This window comes from Streptomyces globisporus (assembly GCF_003501885.1).
Lineage (GTDB): Bacteria > Actinomycetota > Actinomycetes > Streptomycetales > Streptomycetaceae > Streptomyces > Streptomyces globisporus_D.
Genome location: NZ_QWFA01000134.1, coordinates 1 through 17,162 on the forward strand (window position 1 = coordinate 1; position 17,162 = coordinate 17,162).

Genomic DNA, 17,162 nt, shown 5'->3' on the forward strand with positions numbered 1-17,162 from the left:
GCCGGGGCGAGCTCGGGGTGGCCGGGGCGGGTGGGTGGCGGAACGCTTCTTCTGCGGCGCGCCGACGGGTCGCCCCTATCGCCCCGCTGACCTGGACTTTTCCGCGGCTCGGGAGGTTTATCCGCTCTTCGTCATACGTGAGAGGGAATCGGGAGGTCGTGAGGGATTCGCCGGGGATGTGGTGGGCAACTCTGGTCTCGCGACGTTGTGATCAGCACCGGGGTGGTCGGCCGACTCCCCCGGGAACAGCCGAAGATGAAGCCGCAGTTCCGTTTCTGGAGGAAATGACATGGCAAGTATCCGTACCGCTCGCGTTCTCACCGCCGTCGCCGCTCTGCCCCTGACCGTCGCGCTCTGCGGCGGGGTCGCCGTGGCGGACAACGGCTCCTTCGCGAACGACGGATCGAACGCGGCCGTGGCGACGATCGGCGGCAGCGGTGTCGGCGGCGACAACTCCGGCAACTCGTCCACGACCCAGCAGCAGGCCGTAGGCGCCGGTGCGTCGAACCAGAACACGTCCGCCCAGGTGAGCAACTCGGCCTTTGTGCCGATCGACCAGTCGGACCACAGCGTCGCGGTGAACTTCACGCCGTTCTTCTGGTGACCGTTCCGCGGTGAAACGGTCGTCGGGACCTCCCGGGGGGTGGGTTCCGGCGTACTGAACGGCAGCCCGCACGGAGGCACTTCGGTGCCCTCGTGCGGGCTGTCCGCGTCTTGACAGGGGTCAGTATCTGACGGACAGTCAGAAACATTGATCGAGCGCTGACCGCCGGGGCGTCGGTCGGCTGCGCTCCGGCATCTGACCTGTCCGCAGCTCTGGAGGCCCCTCCGTGCATCTCGCTCCTACGGAACGCCAGCAGCGACTCCGTACCGAACTCCGTTCGTATTTCCGTACGTTGATGCACGACGAGGCCGTACCGGAGAGCGAGCGGAAGCAGCGTCGGCTGCTCCGGCGGATCGGCGCCGACGGGCTCCTCGGGCTCGGCTGGCCCGAGGAGTACGGCGGGCAGGGCCGCGGCCCCGACGAGCAGTTCGTCTTCTTCGACGAGGCGTATCGGGCCGGCGCCCCCGTCTCCATGGTCACGCTCAACACCGTCGGCCCGACCCTGATGGCGTACGGCACCGAGGACCAGAAGGCGTACTTTCTGCCCCGCATCCTCGGCGGCGACCTCGTCTTCGCGATCGGCTACAGCGAGCCCGAGGCCGGTACGGACCTGGCGGCCCTGCGGACCCGTGCCGTGCGGGACGGCGACGACTGGGTGATCGACGGCCAGAAGATCTTCACCAGCAACGCCCAGCAGGCGGACTGGATCTGGCTCGCCTGCCGTACGGACCCCGAGGCCCCCAAGCACCGCGGCATCTCGATCATCCTCGTTCCCACGGACTCCCCCGGCTTCTCCTGGACGCCGATCCCCACCGTGGGCGGGGTCACCACCACCGCCACCTACTACGACGGTGTACGCGTCCCGGCCACGAACCTCGTCGGCGAGGAGAACGGCGGCTGGAAGCTCATCACCAGCCAGCTCAACCACGAACGCGTCGCGCTGGCCGCGATCGGCATGCAGGCCGAGGACTTCTACGAGGAGGCCCTCGCCCACGCCCGCACCCCCGACCCCGCGACCGGGCGCCGCCGGATCGACGAACCGTGGGTGCGTGCCCGGCTCGCGGAGGCGTACGCCCGGCTGGCGGCGACGCGCCTGCTGAACTGGCGCCTGGTCGACGCCGTCGGCGCCGGCGCACCAGCCCCCGGCGAGGCCAGCGGGGTGAAGTTCGCGGGGACGGAGAGCGCGGTCGAGGTCTACCGGATGTGCCAGGAGGCCGTCGGCGAGACCGCCCTGCTCAGGGGCGGGTCCTCGGGCTGTTTCGGGCCGGGCGGTGAGCTGGAGCGGATGAACCGGGCGGCCCAGATCAACACCTTCGGGGGCGGCGTCGGCGAGGTGCAGCGCGAGATCGTCGCGACGGCCGGGCTCGGGATGATCCGGAGCAAGCGATGACCGGGACGGGCGCCGACGCCCCACGGCCGGCCGTCGAGACCCACCGGCCGGAGGCCGGACCCCCACGCCGCATGGCCGGGGGCCCACGGCCGGAGGCCGAAAGCGCCGGGGGCGATGAGCTGTACGCCCAGCTCCGCGCCTACGAAGGCCGTGCCGCCGCCACCGCCGGGCGGGGCAAGGACCTTGTCAACGAGCCGATGATCCGGCACTGGTGCGAGGCGATGGGCGACACCTCGCCCGCCTACCGGGGCCCGGACGCCGTCGCCCCGCCGACGATGCTCCAGGCCTGGACGATGGGTGGGCTCTCCGGGCACACGGACGGCACGGGTCGCTCCGCCGCGTACGACGAGATGTTCGCGCTGCTCGACGGCGCCGGGTACACCTCCGTCGTCGCGACCGACTGCGAGCAGGAGTACCTGCGGCCGCTCCGCCCCGGCGACCGGATCGCCTTCGACACGGTCATCGAGTCCGTCTCCCCGCGCAAGACGACCAAGCTCGGCACCGGCTACTTCGTCACCACCCGTACGGACGTGCACGCCGACGGCGAACGCGCCGGGACGCACCGCTTCCGCATCCTCAAGTACCGCCCCGCGCAACGGAACAAGGCCTCCGAGCCGGCGCGCCGCCCCCGGCCCGTGATCAATCGCGACAACGCCGGGTTCTGGGCCGGGGTAGCCGAACACCGCCTCCTCATCCAGCGCTGCACCGACTGCGCGACCCTCCGCCTCCCCTGGCTGCCCGGCTGCAACGCCTGCGGCGGCGCGGAGTGGGACACGGTCGAGGCGGGCGGGGAGGGCAGGGTATTCAGCCATGTCGTCATGCATCACCCGTCGTTCCCCGCCTTCGCCCCGGACGGCGAGGGCGGGCCGTACGCCGTCGCGCTGGTCGAGCTGGCCGAGGGCGTCCGCATCGTCAGCAACGTCATCGGTGTGCCGTACGACAAGGTCCGCGTCGGCATGCCCGTACACCTGGAGTTCCTCGTGACGGACCCCGACCTCGAACTGCCGGTCTTCCGGGCGAGCGAAGGCGGTTGAGATGGACTTCACCCCGAGCGAGGAGCAGTCCGCAGCGCGGGGACTGGCCGCGCGGATCTTCGGCGACCTGTCCACGCACGAGCGGCTGACGGCGGCCGGTACGGGCACGGACGCCGAGCTGTGGAAGGAGCTGTGCGCGGTGGGGCTGCCCGCCGCCGTCGAGGACATCGGGCTGCTCGGGCTCGTCCTCCTCCTGGAGGAGCAGGGCCGGACCACCGCCCAGGTTCCGTTCGCGGCGACCTGTGTGTACGGGCTGCTCGCGGTCGCCGAGCACGGTACGGCGGAACAGCGGGAGCGCCTGCTGCCGGCTCTGCGCGACGGTACGGCGGTGGCGACGGGCGCGTTCCCGGCGCGGGGCGGCGTACACAGCACGGAGGACGGTGCGCTGTACGGGGCCGTGCCCTGGGTTCCGTGGCTGCGCGAGGCCACCCATGTGCTGGTGGCGGACGCGGACCTGGCCCTGTGGATCGTGGAGGCGCGCGCGTCAGGTGCTGAGGCGTCCGCGGTGGGCGCTGAGGCGTGCGCGGCGGGCGTCACCGTCGAACCCGTCGAGACGACCGCGCCCTGGTCCGCGGGGCGGCTGGTTCTCGACGGCGTACGGGGTGTCCGGCTGGGGAACGGGCAGCCGGGGGCGTACGCGGCCGTCCTCGCCACCGCCCGTACCGCCTTCGCCGGACTCCAGGCCGGGGTGTGCGCGGGCGCGCTGGCCCGGGCGGTCCATCACACCGTCACCCGCGAGCAGTTCGGGCGTCCGCTCTCCACCAACCAGGGCGTCCTGATCCGCGCCGCCGACGCCCACATGGACACCGAGGCGATCCGCGTCACCGCGTACGAGGCCGCCTGGCGCCACGACGAGCAACGAGCATGTGAAACCCAGGCGTTGACCGCCGCCTGGTGGGCCGCGGAGGCGGGCAAGCGGGTCGTCCACACGGGCCAGCATCTGCACGGCGGCACCGGGGCCGACCTCGACCATCCGGTCCACCGGCACTTCCTCTGGGGCCGCCAGCTCGACGCGTACCTCGGCTGCGGCAGTGAAGTCCTTGAGGAGTTGGGGCTGTTGCTGGCGGACGGTGCTCAGGGGGATGCGTCATGACGCGGACGTACCGGGTCGGCGACGAGCTGCCGCCCCTGGAGATCCCGGTGACCCGGACCCTGATCGTCGCCGGGGCCATCGCCTCGCGCGACTACCAGGACGTCCACCACGACGCGGAGCTGGCCCGGGAGAAGGGCTCCCCGGACATCTTCATGAACATCCTCACCACCAACGGGCTCGTCGGCCGCTACATCACCGACCACTTCGGGCCCACCGCCGCCCTCCGCAAGGTCGCGATCCGGCTCGGCGCGCCCAACTGTCCGGGCGATGTACTGCGGCTGACCGGGCGGATCACGGAGGTGGCCAACGAAGCGGTCGTCCAGGTCATCGGTGACAACGGCATCGGCCGCCACGTCACCGGCACGGTCACCGTCGCCCTCCCCGGCCCGAGCCCGAAGAGGTCCGGAGCATGAGCATCCGCAGAGCCGACTCGCTCGGCGGGAAGGCCGCGATCGTCGGCATCGGGGCCACCGAGTTCTCCAAGGACTCCGGCCGCAGCGAACTGAAGCTGGCCGTCGAGGCCGTCCGCGCCGCCCTCGACGACGCCGGCCTCACCCCCGCCGACGTGGACGGGCTCGTCACCTTCACCATGGACACCAGCCCCGAGATCACCGTCGCCCAGGCGGCCGGGATCGGCGAGCTGTCGTTCTTCTCCCGGATCCACTACGGCGGCGGCGCGGCCTGCGCCACCGTGCAGCAGGCCGCCCTGGCGGTGGCGAGCGGCCTCGCGGACGTCGTCGTCTGCTACCGGGCCTTCAACGAACGCTCCGGCCGCCGCTTCGGCTCCGGCGTCCAGCGGCGCGAGCCCACCGCCGAGGGCGCGGCGCTCGGCTGGAACCTGCCGTACGGGCTGCTCACCCCCGCCTCCTGGGTGGCGATGGCGGCCCAGCGCTACCTGCACACCTACGGCCTCGACCCGGAGGTCTTCGGGCACGTGGCGGTGGTCGACCGGCGGCACGCGGCGCGGAACCCGGCGGCGTACTTCCACGGGAAGCCGATCACGCTCGCCGACCACGCCGCGTCCCGCTGGATCGTGGAGCCGCTGCGGCTGCTGGACTGCTGCCAGGAGACGGACGGCGGTCAGGCCCTCGTCGTCACCAGCGTCGAGCGGGCCCGCGATCTGCCCCGGCCGCCCGCGGTCGTCATCGCGGCGGCGCAGGGGGCGGGCCGGTCGCAGGAGCAGATGACGAGCTTCTACCGGGACGGGCTCACCGGCCTGCCGGAGACCGCCGTCGTCGCCCGGCAGCTCTGGCGCACCTCCGGGCTGTCCCCGGCCGACATCGATGTGGGCATCCTCTATGACCATTTCACCCCGTTCGTCCTGATGCAGCTGGAGGAGTTCGGCTTCTGCGGGCCGGGGGAGGCGGGCGACTTCGTCGCGGCGGACGCCCTGCCCCTGAACACCCATGGGGGTCAGCTGGGGGAGGCGTACCTCCATGGGATGAACGGCATCGCGGAGGCCGTCCGGCAGATCCGGGGCACCTCGGTGAACCAGGTGGCGAGGGCGGCGACATCCCTGGTCACGGCCGGTACGGGGGTCCCGACCTCGGGCCTGGTGCTCGGTGCGGACGGCTGAGCGGAGCCGCCCGGGCGCGGGGGGCTCCCGGGGGCTCTCGGGGGTGGACCCTGACGGAGGGGGAAAGACCCGTCCACCTTCAGGAGGTTCAGAGTGGACGCCCCCTACAACCTGAGGCGGACAGTGCTTCGGGACCTGGGGCCGATCCCCTCGGCGGCGCCCGCTCCTAGCGTTGAGTACATGACCACGCCAGTCTGCACGGGCGCCTCCAGGGCGGCCTCCGCCACCGCCGGACACCACCCCCACACGCCCTACGCGTCGTTCTCCTCGTACGTACGGGCCCGGGGGCCGGTCCTGCTGCGTACCGCGCGCTCGCTCACCGCGAACCCGTGCGATGCGGAGGACCTGCTGCAGACCGCGCTCGCCAAGACGTACGTCGCGTGGGAGCGGATCGAGGACCACCGGGCGCTGGACGGCTATGTCCGGCGGGCCCTGCTGAACACCCGCACCTCGCAGTGGCGCAAGCGCAAGGTCGACGAGTTCGCCTGCGAGGAGCTGCCCGAGCGCGAGACCTCTCCGACGCCGGACCCGGCCGAACAGCAGTCGCTGCACGACGCGATGTGGCGGGCGGTGCTCAGGCTCCCGGACCGCCAGCGCGCGATGGTCGTCCTGCGCTATTACGAGGACCTGAGCGAGGCCCAGACGGCGGAGGTCCTCGGCGTGTCGATCGGTACGGTCAAGAGCGCCGTCTCCCGCGCCCTCGGCAAGCTCCGCGAGGACCCGGAGCTGACACCGGTCCGCTGACGCGATTCCGCTGACACCGTCTCCACCTCTGACCCGGTGACGTCGGCCCGCCGGTTTCACGATCACGGAAAAGTCTCCCGCAAGGCCCCGGTCAGGAATTTTTTCCCGCGAGTAGTGACATACCGCGTGGTATGTGCGCAGAATCAGCGCAACCCTACTGCCGCGTAGCGCCCACCGGGAGGACGCCGTGCTGAGCACCATGCAGGACGTACCGCTGACTGTCACCCGCATCCTGCACCACGGGATGACGATTCACGGGAAGTCGCAGGTCACGACCTGGACCGGCGAACCCGAGCCGCACCGCCGTACCTTCGCCGAGATCGGCGCCCGCGCCACCCAGCTGGCCAACGCGCTCCGCGACGAGCTGGGCATCGACGGCGACCAGCGGGTCGCCACGCTCATGTGGAACAACGCGGAGCATGTCGAGGCCTACCTCGCCATCCCCTCCATGGGCGCGGTGCTCCACACCCTCAACCTCCGACTGCCGCCGGAGCAGCTCGCCTGGATCGTCAACCACGCGGACGACAAGGCGGTGATCGTCAACGGTTCGCTGCTGCCGCTCCTCGTACCGCTGCTGCCCCACCTGCCGAGCATCGAGCACGTCGTCGTGGCCGGCCCCGGCGACCGCTCCGCCCTCGCCGGGATCACGCCCCGCGTGCACGAGTACGAGGAGCTGATCGCGGGCCGCTCCACCACGTTCGACTGGCCCGAGCTGGACGAACGCCAGGCAGCCGCCATGTGTTACACCTCCGGCACCACGGGCGACCCCAAGGGCGTCGTCTACTCGCACCGGTCGATCTACCTGCACTCGATGCAGGTCAACATGACCGAGTCGATGGGGCTGACCGACAAGGACACCACCCTCGTCGTCGTGCCCCAGTTCCATGTGAACGCCTGGGGTCTGCCGCACGCCACGTTCATGAGCGGCGTCAACATGCTGATGCCGGACCGCTTCCTCCAGCCCGCCCCGCTCGCCGACATGATCGAGCGCGAGCGCCCCACGCACGCGGCCGCGGTCCCCACCATCTGGCAGGGCCTGCTCGCCGAGGTCACCGCCAACCCGCGCGACCTCACCTCCATGGCCAACGTGACCATCGGCGGCGCGGCCTGCCCGCCCTCGCTGATGGAGGCGTACGACAAGCTCGGCGTCCGGCTCTGCCACGCCTGGGGCATGACGGAGACCTCGCCGCTGGGCACCATGGCCCACCCGCCCGCCGGGCTGAGCGACGAGGAGCAGTGGCCGTACCGGGTCACCCAGGGCCGCTTCCCCGCCGGGGTCGAGGCGCGGCTGGTCGGCCCCGGCGGCGAGCACCTCCCGTGGGACGGCGAGTCGGCCGGTGAGCTGGAGGTCCGGGGCCCCTGGATCGCCGCCGCCTACTACGGCGGGTCCGACGGCGAGCACCTGCGCCCCGAGGACAAGTTCAGCGAGGACGGCTGGCTGAAGACCGGCGACGTCGGCGTGATCAGCACCGACGGCTTCCTCACCCTCACCGACCGGGCCAAGGACGTCATCAAGTCGGGCGGCGAGTGGATCTCCAGTGTCGAGCTGGAGAACGCGCTGATGGCCCACCCGGACGTCGCGGAGGCGGCCGTCGTCGCCGTACCCGACGAGAAGTGGGGCGAGCGGCCGCTCGCGACCGTCGTCCTCAAGGAGGGCGCCGCCGACGTCGACTACGAGGCGCTGAAGGCGTTCCTCGCCGAGTCGGGCATCGCGAAGTGGCAGCTGCCGGAGCGCTGGTCGGTGATCCCCGCCGTGCCGAAGACGAGCGTGGGCAAGTTCGACAAGAAGGTGATCCGCAAGCAGTACGCGGAGGGCGAGCTGGACGTCACCCAGCTCTGAGCCCCGGTTCCGCCTCTGGTTTCACGTGAAACAGGGCGGGGGCGGTACGGAATCCCGTACCGGCCCCGCCCTGTTCTGCTTTTCTGCAGACGGTCAGTTGGTGCCGATCTTGGCCAGCAGGTCGACGATCCGCGACTGGACCTCGTCGCTGGTCGACCGTTCCGCCAGGAAGAGAACGGTTTCACCCGATCCGAGCCGTGGCAGCTCCGCCTGGTCCATCCCGGCCGAGGTGTAGACGACCAGCGGGGTGCGGTTCAGCTGTCCGTTGGCCCGCAGCCAGTCGACGATCCCGGCGCGCCGACGGCGTACCTGCATCAGGTCCATCACCACGAGGTTCGGCCGCATCCGGCCCGCCAGATCCACGGCCTCGCTGTCCGTCGCGGCGCGCGCCACCTGCATCCCGCGTCGCTCCAGGGTCTGCGTCAGCGCCACCGCGATCTCCTCGTGCTCCTCGATCAGGAGCACCCGCGAGGGGTGCTGTTCGCTGTCGCGCGGAGCCAGCGCCTTGAGGAGGACGGCCGGGTCCGCCCCGTACGCCGCTTCCCGGGTCGCCTGCCCGAGACCTGCGGTGACCAGCACCGGGACCTCGGCCGCGACGGCCGCCTGGCGCAGCGACTGCAACGCGGTACGGGTGATGGGACCGGTCAGCGGGTCGACGAAGAGCGCCGCGGGGAACGCGGCGATCTGGGCGTCGACCTCCTCGCGGGAGTTCACGATCACGGGACGGTAGCCCCGGTCGCTCAGCGCCTGCTGGGTCGGTACGTCGGGGGCAGGCCAGACCAGCAGCCGGCGCGGGTTGTCCAGCGGCTCGGGCGGCAGCTCGTCGTCGACCGGGTGCGGGTGCGGCCGGTTGGCGACCTCGACCGCGCCCCCGGGCCCGTCCAGCGGCTCGGGACCCTCCGCGCCCTCGTCGGGCGCCCCTATGGCGTACGCACGCCCCTCCGCGACCGGCGGCGCGAGCAGCTGCCCCTCGCCGTAGGCGACGCCGGGCCCGCCACCCGTGTGACCCAGCTGGCCCGGCTGGCCCGGCTGGCCCGGCTGTCCGAGCTGGCCCGGCTGGGCGTGCTCGTGCGCCGGACCGTGAGGCGGGGCCGGGGGCTGGTTCTGCTGCGGCCCGGGCGGGGGCGTGGGCGCGTTCGTCGGCGTCGGGCTCGTCGGTTGAGCGGCCCGGCGGTCCTGCTGGGGTGCGGTCTGGTTGCCGGGGGCCCGGGCCGGGGTGCGGTCGCCCTCGGGCGGTGCGGCGAGCTTGCGACGCCGGCCGGCCCCGCCGAGACTCTGGTGCGGCTGGTTCTGCTGATGCGCGAGGTGCTGGGCGAACGGCACGCCCTGGCCCAGCGTGCGCACGCTGAAGGCCCTCCCCTGCGTCGAGTCGGGGTTCGCGCCCTCCGGCATCGGCTCCTCGGCGGGCAGCGGCTGCCGCCGCGCGTCCTGGGCCGGAACGCCCGGGTCACCGTCGGCCGGGTGCGCCCCGGGACCGGTGACGGCGGCGACGCCGGTGGCGTGCGCGGTCTGCCCGCTGTGCCCGCTGTCGCGCCAGGAGCCGGTCTCCGGACCCTGACCTGCTGCCGGACCCTGCGGGAGGCCGTTCCCGGACGTATCCGCCGCGGAGACGCTCTGCCCGGGGACGCCCTGCCCGGGAATGCCCTGTCCGGGAATGCCCTGCCCGGAGGTCGCGTCCGTCTGCGGGAGGTGGTGCGCCGGGCCGACGGGGTGCGCCTGCGGCGGGGTGTGGCCGGCCTCCGGCGCGGTGCGCGCGTGGTGGGCGCTCGCGTCGTCCGCGGGGCCCACCGGAGCGACGGGGCCCACCGGGGCGTCGGGGGTTACCGGTGCCCGGTCCGCGTCCGCGGGCGGCAGGGCGAAGGCGGTACGCGGACCGGCGTCCGCCGCGGTGCGCTCCTGGGCGGCGGCCAGCGCACGCCGGGCCCGCCGGCCACCCGGCTGCTGGGCCGGGTCAGGGTGTCCGCCGTTGCCGCCGTTGCCGCCGTTGCCTGACGCCAGGGCGGGGAGGGCGGCGGGCTCGGCGTCGCGGCGGGCTCGCCGTCCGGTGGGCGGAACGGGCTGGTGCGGGTCCACCGGGACACCCTGGGGCGGCACGGTCGGCCCGAGCTGCGGACGGCCGCCGCCCTGGGCGTTCTCGGCCGCGGTGACCACCGCGCCCTCCGAGGGCGCGGGGACCCCGGACGGGGCGGAGGTCAGGGCCAGGGCCTGGCGCTGCGGCTGCTGTTCCCGCACGGCGCTGCCGGCGTCCGCCGCAGGAACGGTGTCCAGGGCCGCTTCGGCGGGGCTGGGACGGCCGCGCCGCCGCCCGGAGCCCTCGCCCTGCTGGGCCGGGATCAGCTCCGGGGCCTGCTGCTCCTCGGGCGCGGCGGGTCCACGGCGCGCCCGTCGCCGCCCGGTCGGCTCGGCAACGGGCCGGTTGTCGGCGGCAGGAGGAGTGGCCTCGGCCGGTGTGCCGTCACCCGCGCTCTCCGGCGTACCGACCGGGCTGTCCAGGAACGCGTCGGTGGAGGACCTGCGTGCGCGGCGCCGGCCGCCGCTGGTGACGCCCGGCGCTCCGACGCCTTCCGGCGACGACGAGGACATCGGGGCGGCGGGCTCCGGCGCCCGGCCGTTCGCGTCGGGCTCCGGGGGAGCGATGGTGCCGGACGCCGCGCCGATGGGCACGTCGAGGACGTACGCGCTGCCGCTCATGCCGGGCATCTCGTGGGTCTGGAGGACCCCGCCGTGGGCCTGGACGATGCCGCGGACGATCGGCTCGTGCACCGGGTCGCCCCCGGCGAACGGTCCGCGCACCTCGATGCGGACGACGTCGCCGCGCTGGGCGGCGGCCACGACCACGGTGGAGTCGACGTAGCCGCCCCCGGGGACGGCCCGGGTCTTGCCGGTCGAGTCGACACCGCAGACGTCCGCGACGAGATGGGCGATGGCGGTCGCGAGCCGGCGCGCGTCGACCTCGGCCTCGATCGGCGGGGCGTGCACGGCGAACTGGGCGCGCCCGGGGCCGATCAGCTCGACCGCCCCGTCGATGCCGCCCTTCACGATCCCCTCGATCAGGGCGGGGGCCTTGTTCAGCCCCTCCACCCCCGCGTCCAGGCGCTGGTAGCCCAGGACGTTGTCGACGAGCGTGGTCATCCGGGCGTACCCGGCGGCGAGGTGGTGCAGGATCTGGTTGGCCTCGGGCCACAGCTGACCGGCCGGGTCGGAGGCGAGCGTGGACAGCTCGCCGCGCAGCTCCTCCAGGGGCCCGCGCAGCGAACCGCCGAGGACGGCGGTGAGCTGGGCGTGCTGGGCGCTCAGGGAGGCGAGCAGCTCGGCCTGTCCCTCGATCTCGGCGGCGTACCGCTCGCTGCGGTCGGCGAGCTCGGCGGCGTGCGCCTCCTTCAGCGTTTCCAGCTCCTTGGCGTGCGCTTCCTTGAGCGCGGTGACCTCGGCGGAGTGGCTCGTGGTCAGCTCGGCGACGACGTTCTTGTGCTGGGCGGACAGCTCCTCGTACGGCCGGCGGTCGGTGAACGTCATCACCGCGCCGACGAGCTGGTCCCCGTCGCGTACCGGCGCGGTCGTCAGGTCCACCGGCACCCGGTCGCCGCTCTTGGACCACAGCACCTGCCCGCGCACCCGGTGCTTGCGCCCGGACTTGAGGGTGTCGGCGAGGGGGGAGTCCTCGTACGGGAACGGCTCGCCCTCCGCCCGCGAGTGCAGGATCAGCGGGTGCAGCTCCTGGCCGCCGAGGTCGCTGGCCCGGAAGCCGAGGATCTGCGCGGCGGCGGGGTTGACGAGGACGACGCGCCCGTCGGTGTCCGTACCGACGACGCCTTCGGACGCGGCCCGCAGGATCATCTCGGTCTGCCGCTGCGAACGGGCCAGCTCGGCCTCGGTGTCGACGGTGCCGGAGAGATCCCGTACGACGAGCATGAGGAGCTCGTCGCCGGTGTAGCTGGAGTGGATGTCGTTGTACGCGGCCTGTCCGCTGTCCAGGCTCGCGCTGGTGACCTCGACCGGATACTCGTGGCCGTCGGTGCGCCGCGCGGTCATCCGCGTGGGCTTGGTCCTGCCCTGCTCGTCCGCAGCCTCGGGCCGTCGCATCGACCCCGGGATCAGCTTCGAGTCGAACTCCGGCAGCAGATCCAGCAGTCCGCGACCGACGAGCGCGGTGCCCGGGGTCTCGAACATCTCGAGGGCGATGGCGTTGGCGTTGACGACCGTGCCATTGCAATTGACGAGCAGAAGCCCGTCAGGAAGGGCATCGAGTATGGCTGCGAGGCGAGCAGTGCCTCGGGATGGCCTGCTGCTCACGACGACGCTTCCTCCCTGATTACCGCACCTTGCCGACAGCGGGCCCCATCTTGCCCCTCGGGCCGCAGACTGTCACTGGAGGAGTCTAAGGCCAGGGGAGGCCCCGGCGGCGGCGGATGAGGGGGAGCTCTCACCAAGGTTCTGTGCGCGCGGTGTACGCCAGGGGCCCAAGCCGTGAGCGCCCGCACACCCTGTGACGTGCGCGGACGCGGGGCCCGACGGTTTCTGCCGGGCCCCGGGAACGCCCTGCGGCCCTTCAACGGTGCGAACGTCTTTACGCCGTCGTCTTCACGCGGACGACGAGTCGGCGGCGGATGGGCGGCCGAGGGGCTGACCCTCAACGGGCTGACTGCCGCGGGGCCGACCGCCGACGGGCTGACCGGGCATCGGGCTACCGGACATCCGGGAGCACCGGCACGAGGCTGTTCCAGCGCGCGATCTCGCATCCGTCGCGGCGGCTGGCGGTGGTGTCCACGGCCCGGCCCTCCCAGGTGCCCACGATGCGCGCGAAGGCGTCGCCGCCGTGGATCATCGTGCACATCGTGCCCTCGGGGGTCTCCCGGAACAGCTCCTGCCGCCCGGCCCGGGTGGCCCCGGCCTCCGCCAGCCGGTCACAGGCGGCCTGACCCTCCGGGTGGGTGCCCCCGGTGGGCCCGCACTCCAGCTCGAAGGTGCCGTCGGCCCCGGGGACCCCGGTGTTCTCCACGCTCACGGTGAGCCGCGTCCGCGCCTCGTCGGCCTCACCGGGCCCCGTCCCCTGTCCGTCGTCCAGGAACCCGGGCAGCGGGAGGGGCATGGGCAGCGGGCCGAGGGCGGGCCGGGCGGCGGCGAACGGCCCGGAGGTCGGCGCTGCCGAGGGCACCGGCCCGGAGGACGCGGCCCCGGAGGCGGTGGCGGTGGATGCCGGCACGGCGGTGGCGAGGACGGCGAGCGGGACGACGGCGGTGAGGGCGAGACGGCGCAGCATGCGAAAGCTCCAGGATCTCTGCAGCGGGGTCGGCCGCGGGCGGCGGTCACGGATGGATCACGGACCCGCCCCGGCGCCCCGCTGACGGACGACGAACGTGCGACGACGACTGGACGACTGACGGAGACCCGAGGCCCCCACCCCTCTCTAACGCGCACCGCGCCCGGACGTTGCGCCACCACGCCGAACTGCTTTGCCCTGCCCCCCGGAGGCCTAGTAACGTTGACGGCGATTGGTGGCACGACGCTCGACTGTGTCATCATCTGCACGCACCACTCGCGTCCGCGCGAGGAGTGTGGAGGAGGCGTCGCCTAGTCCGGTCTATGGCGCCGCACTGCTAATGCGGTTTGGGTCTTAAAGCCCATCGAGGGTTCAAATCCCTCCGCCTCCGCTCCATCCCGAAGCCCCGTGCCCCTGGCACGGGGCTTCGGTCGTTCCGGGGCGAGGCGTGGAGGGGGTGTCGCAGCCGCGTCGGGATGGCTCGCCGGAGGTCGTTTCCGCAGCTCAGCGATGGTGCGGCTAATGGATTTCGCGTCACGGCGCAGGTCATGTAATGTTGTTCTCGCAACGCCGACCGGGAAGAAAAAGCCCGGAACGCCAAGCACTCGTAGCTTAACGGATAGAGCATCTGACTACGGATCAGAAGGTTGCAGGTTCGAATCCTGCCGAGTGCACAGCAGGCCAGAGGCCCCGGAGAAATCCGGGGCCTCTGGCGTTTCGGGTGCGGGGCAGCGGCGTGGCCGTTCGCCGTCCCTCGGTAGGATCCTCGCCCATGGAGACCAGTGACGGGGACGCGGTCGCGGCGGACACGGATCGGGCAGAGGGCGTGGAGTTCGTCTACAAGCCGACGGTCGGCGACTTCGAAGAAGCACTTCGCGCTTGGGCGTTGCGGACAGGGGCGGGGCGGTTCCAGGCGTTCGCGGTGCCGGTGGTGTCTGTCGTAGTTCTTGCGGTCTTCGGGGTGGTCTTCGGTCTGTCGGCGCCCGTACTGATCCTCGCGCTGGTGGTCTGTGCGGCCTTCGTGTCCTGGGGCACCCTGCGATCACTGCGCACCCAGGCCCGCAGGATGTTCAGCATCGTTGAGCCCTACGGGCGGTGCCGCATGGTGGCCGATGAGCACGGGGCGGTCAGCACTGGTGAGCGGGTGTCCTTCACCGTCGACTGGGCGGTGCACCGGGAGTATCTGGAGACCGCCCGTCTCTTCGTACTGCTCGGCGGGGAGAGTTCGGCCGGAGTCGCCGTGTTGCCGAAGAGGGGCGCCCAGGGCCCTGAGGACGTGGAGCGGCTCAGGGCGATCCTGGGCCGGAACCTCAAGCGGCTGTAGCGGTCACCCGTGCCCGCTCCGCCGTCACCCGGCGGCGGCGGGTCGGCAGGCCCATCGTGGGGTTGGCCACGCCCCAGGCCGCGGCCTTGCAGACCAACTCCTTGTAGAGGGCGGCCGGGCGGCCGGTCAGGGCTGCGCCGACCGCTCGGTCGTCGGCGGTGACGTACTGGATCAGGCCCTCCTTGCGGCCCAGCGAGATGCACTGGTTGAAGTAGCGGGCCGAGATCGTCGGGAGCTTGGTGTCCGTGAGGCGGGCCGCGATGGCGTCGGCGGCCTGCCAGGCGGTGGGGACGCCCGAGGCGCACGACATGCGCAGCGGCTTGTCGCCGGGGCCGGCCACCAGAGCCGCGTCGCCGATGGCGTACACGTCCGGGTGGGAGAGCGAACGCATCGTGGCGTCGACCGTGATCTGGCCCGTGTCGCCGGTCTCCAGGGTCGTGGCACGGGCGATCGGGTGCACCGCGAAGCCCGTCGTCCAGATGGTGACCGCTGCCGGGATGTCGCCCTCGGCGGTCGTGACGCGGTCGGCGTGTACGGCGGTGACGGTGGTGTGCTCGTGGGCGGTGATCCGGAGACCGGTGAAGACCTTCCGCAGATGCCGCGCGCCCTTGGGGGAGAGCCAGTCGCCCAGTCCGCCCCGGGCGATCAGGGAGACGTCGAGGTCCGGGCGGGTCTCGGCCAGTTCCGTCGCGGCCTCCACGCCGGTGAGGCCGCCGCCGACGACGGTCACGGGGCTGCCGGGGGCGAGGGCTGCCAGGCGGTCGCGCAGGCGCAGGGCCCCGTCGCGGCCGGCGATCTCGTGGGCGTGCTCCGTGGTGCCGGGGACGCCCTGGGTGTTCCAGGCGCTGCCGAGGGCGTACACGAGGGTGTCGTACTCCAGGTCCTGAGGTCCCTCGGCGGTGTCCGTGCCGGTGACGGTCACCGTCCTGCGGTCGACGTCGACGGCCGTCACCCGCCCGAGGCGCAGCGTGACGCCCGTACCGGCGAACATCTCGTCGAAGGGGCGCGGGCGGAGGGTCTGGCCCACCGCCAGCTGGTGCATCCGGACGCGCTCGACGAAGTCCGGTTCGGCGTTGACGAGGGTGATGGAGACGTCCTCGCCGCGCAGCCGCCTCGCGAGGCGTCCGGCTGCGCTCGCCCCGGTGTATCCGGCTCCGATGACGACGACGCGGTGCTGCTGGATGGTCTGCCGCATGTTCTGCATGTCCTGCACTCCTGTCTCGCACGGTTTCGCCCCTTGAACCGGGCAGGCCGTCGATTCCTGACAGGTGATGTATGTGACGTGGGTCACATGTGCTGCGGGATGGTGAGGAGGGGGGTTCCGTGGTCCGTGGCCGCCCACTGCCGCGTCGCGCGTTCGAGCTTGTCGGGGTTTACCTGGCTGCGGAACGCCGCGATGCCGTCCGGTGTGAACTCCGGGCAGACCACGCCGATGACCCGGCCGTCGACCAGGACCACCAGGGCGGGCAGCCCGTTGGCGGACGAGACGTGGATCTCCGCGGTGCCGCCGATGAGGCGGCGCGCGGCCTGGTTGGGGGTGAACAGGCTCCGCATGAACGTCGCGACGGCCGCGGCCCCCTCGAACGCCTTCGCGCGGGCCGGTACCTTTCCGCCGCCGTCGCCGATCGCGATGGCGTCCGCGGTGAGCAGGTGGACCAGCGGTTCGGTCCGGCCGCTGGTGGCCGCGGTGAGGAACTCCTCGACGATGCGCCGGGCGGCCGCCTGGTCGATCTCGGTACGGGTCCGGCCCGCCGCGATGTGCTTCTTGGCGCGGTGGAGGATCTGCTGGGCGGACGCCTCCGTGATGTCCAGGATCTCCGCGATCCTGCGGTGCGGGTAGCCGAAGGCCTCCCGCAGTACGTACACCACCCGCTCGTTGGGCGACAGCCGCTCCATCAGCGCGAGAACCGCGAACGAGACCGACTCGCGCTGCTCGGCGGTGTCGGCCGGGCCGAGCATCGGGTCTCCGGCGAGCAGCGGCTCCGGCAGCCACTGGCCCACGTACGTCTCGCGGCGGGCGCGCGCCGAGGTGAGCTCGTTGAGGCAGAGGTTGGTGAGGACCTTCGTCAGCCAGGCCTCGGGGACCTCGATGCGGTCGATGTCGGCGGCCTGCCAGCGCAGGAACGTGTCCTGTACGGCGTCCTCGGCATCGCTCGCCGAGCCGAGGAGGCGGTAGGCGATGGCCTTGAGGCGGGGCATGGCAGCCTCGAACTGGTCCATCTGGTTCCCGGTCAGCGCCATGGTCCGGATCCTAACGGGGAGGGGGGCGGAGGCGGGAGCGGCCGTTCGTCGCGGCG

At 72.6% G+C, this 17,162-nt stretch carries 13 protein-coding genes and 2 tRNA genes; 11 read left to right on the forward strand and 4 right to left on the reverse strand.

The annotated features are described in order from the left end of the window. Positions 1-289 precede the first annotated feature (289 nt). The 8 genes from D3105_RS23250 (at position 290) to D3105_RS23285 (ending at position 8,281) form a co-directional block, all read left to right on the forward strand. The gene (locus D3105_RS23250) at positions 290-604 is read left to right on the forward strand and encodes a hypothetical protein (RefSeq protein ID WP_118905001.1); all 315 of its coding nucleotides are present in this window, start codon (positions 290-292) and stop codon (positions 602-604) included. Between the two features lie 226 nt (positions 605-830). Continuing rightward, positions 831-1,994, forward strand: coding sequence for an acyl-CoA dehydrogenase family protein (locus D3105_RS23255; protein ID WP_118905002.1), 1,164 nt, complete (start codon positions 831-833; stop codon positions 1,992-1,994). Positions 1,995-2,065: 71 nt separating this feature from the next. Beyond that, on the forward strand, positions 2,066-3,028 hold the full coding sequence (locus D3105_RS23260) for a bifunctional MaoC family dehydratase N-terminal/OB-fold nucleic acid binding domain-containing protein (RefSeq protein WP_118905012.1): 963 nt from the start codon (positions 2,066-2,068) through the stop codon (positions 3,026-3,028). A gap of 1 nt (position 3,029) precedes the next feature. Further along, on the forward strand, positions 3,030-4,121 hold the full coding sequence (locus D3105_RS23265) for an acyl-CoA dehydrogenase family protein (protein WP_118905003.1): 1,092 nt from the start codon (positions 3,030-3,032) through the stop codon (positions 4,119-4,121). Beyond that, a complete protein-coding gene (locus D3105_RS23270) occupies positions 4,118-4,534 on the forward strand; it encodes a MaoC family dehydratase (RefSeq protein ID WP_118905004.1) in 417 nt (138 codons plus the stop codon). The genes D3105_RS23265 and D3105_RS23270 overlap by 4 nt, the downstream gene beginning before the upstream one ends. Beyond that, positions 4,531-5,697 carry a lipid-transfer protein gene (locus tag D3105_RS23275; RefSeq protein ID WP_118905005.1) on the forward strand — a complete coding sequence of 389 codons (1,167 nt, stop codon included), beginning with the start codon at positions 4,531-4,533 and terminating at the stop codon, positions 5,695-5,697. The genes D3105_RS23270 and D3105_RS23275 overlap by 4 nt, the downstream gene beginning before the upstream one ends. 180 nt (positions 5,698-5,877) lie before the next feature. Continuing rightward, complete coding sequence (locus tag D3105_RS23280; protein ID WP_118905006.1) at positions 5,878-6,441, forward strand: SigE family RNA polymerase sigma factor; 564 nt, start codon at positions 5,878-5,880, stop codon at positions 6,439-6,441. A 187-nt stretch (positions 6,442-6,628) separates the two neighbouring features. After that, positions 6,629-8,281, forward strand: a complete 1,653-nt coding sequence (locus D3105_RS23285; protein ID WP_118905007.1) for a long-chain fatty acid--CoA ligase — start codon at positions 6,629-6,631, stop codon at positions 8,279-8,281. A gap of 93 nt (positions 8,282-8,374) precedes the next feature. Here D3105_RS23285 and D3105_RS23290 read toward each other — a convergent pair whose 3' ends face one another. Further along, positions 8,375-12,574, reverse strand: a complete 4,200-nt coding sequence (locus tag D3105_RS23290; protein WP_118905008.1) for a response regulator — start codon at positions 12,572-12,574, stop codon at positions 8,375-8,377. 391 nt (positions 12,575-12,965) lie between these two features. Further along, complete coding sequence (locus D3105_RS23295; RefSeq protein WP_118905009.1) at positions 12,966-13,541, reverse strand: SSI family serine proteinase inhibitor; 576 nt, start codon at positions 13,539-13,541, stop codon at positions 12,966-12,968. 300 nt (positions 13,542-13,841) lie between these two features. Here D3105_RS23295 and D3105_RS23300 point away from each other — a divergent pair. The 3 genes from D3105_RS23300 to D3105_RS23310 all read left to right on the forward strand — a co-directional run bounded on the left by D3105_RS23300 (position 13,842) and on the right by D3105_RS23310 (position 14,865). Next, positions 13,842-13,932: transfer RNA gene (locus D3105_RS23300), tRNA-Ser, on the forward strand. 210 nt (positions 13,933-14,142) lie between these two features. Further along, a tRNA-Arg gene (locus D3105_RS23305) sits at positions 14,143-14,215 on the forward strand. Between the two features lie 98 nt (positions 14,216-14,313). Next, positions 14,314-14,865 carry a hypothetical protein gene (locus D3105_RS23310; RefSeq protein WP_118905010.1) on the forward strand — a complete coding sequence of 184 codons (552 nt, stop codon included), beginning with the start codon at positions 14,314-14,316 and terminating at the stop codon, positions 14,863-14,865. Here the strand turns inward: D3105_RS23310 and D3105_RS23315 are convergent. After that, the gene (locus D3105_RS23315; RefSeq protein ID WP_118905013.1) at positions 14,852-16,060 is read right to left on the reverse strand and encodes an NAD(P)/FAD-dependent oxidoreductase; all 1,209 of its coding nucleotides are present in this window, start codon (positions 16,058-16,060) and stop codon (positions 14,852-14,854) included. The two genes, D3105_RS23310 and D3105_RS23315, sit on opposite strands and share 14 nt — an antisense overlap. A 92-nt stretch (positions 16,061-16,152) precedes the next feature. Beyond that, positions 16,153-17,106 carry an RNA polymerase sigma factor SigJ gene (sigJ, locus tag D3105_RS23320; protein ID WP_118905011.1) on the reverse strand — a complete coding sequence of 318 codons (954 nt, stop codon included), beginning with the start codon at positions 17,104-17,106 and terminating at the stop codon, positions 16,153-16,155. Positions 17,107-17,162: the final 56 nt, after the last annotated feature.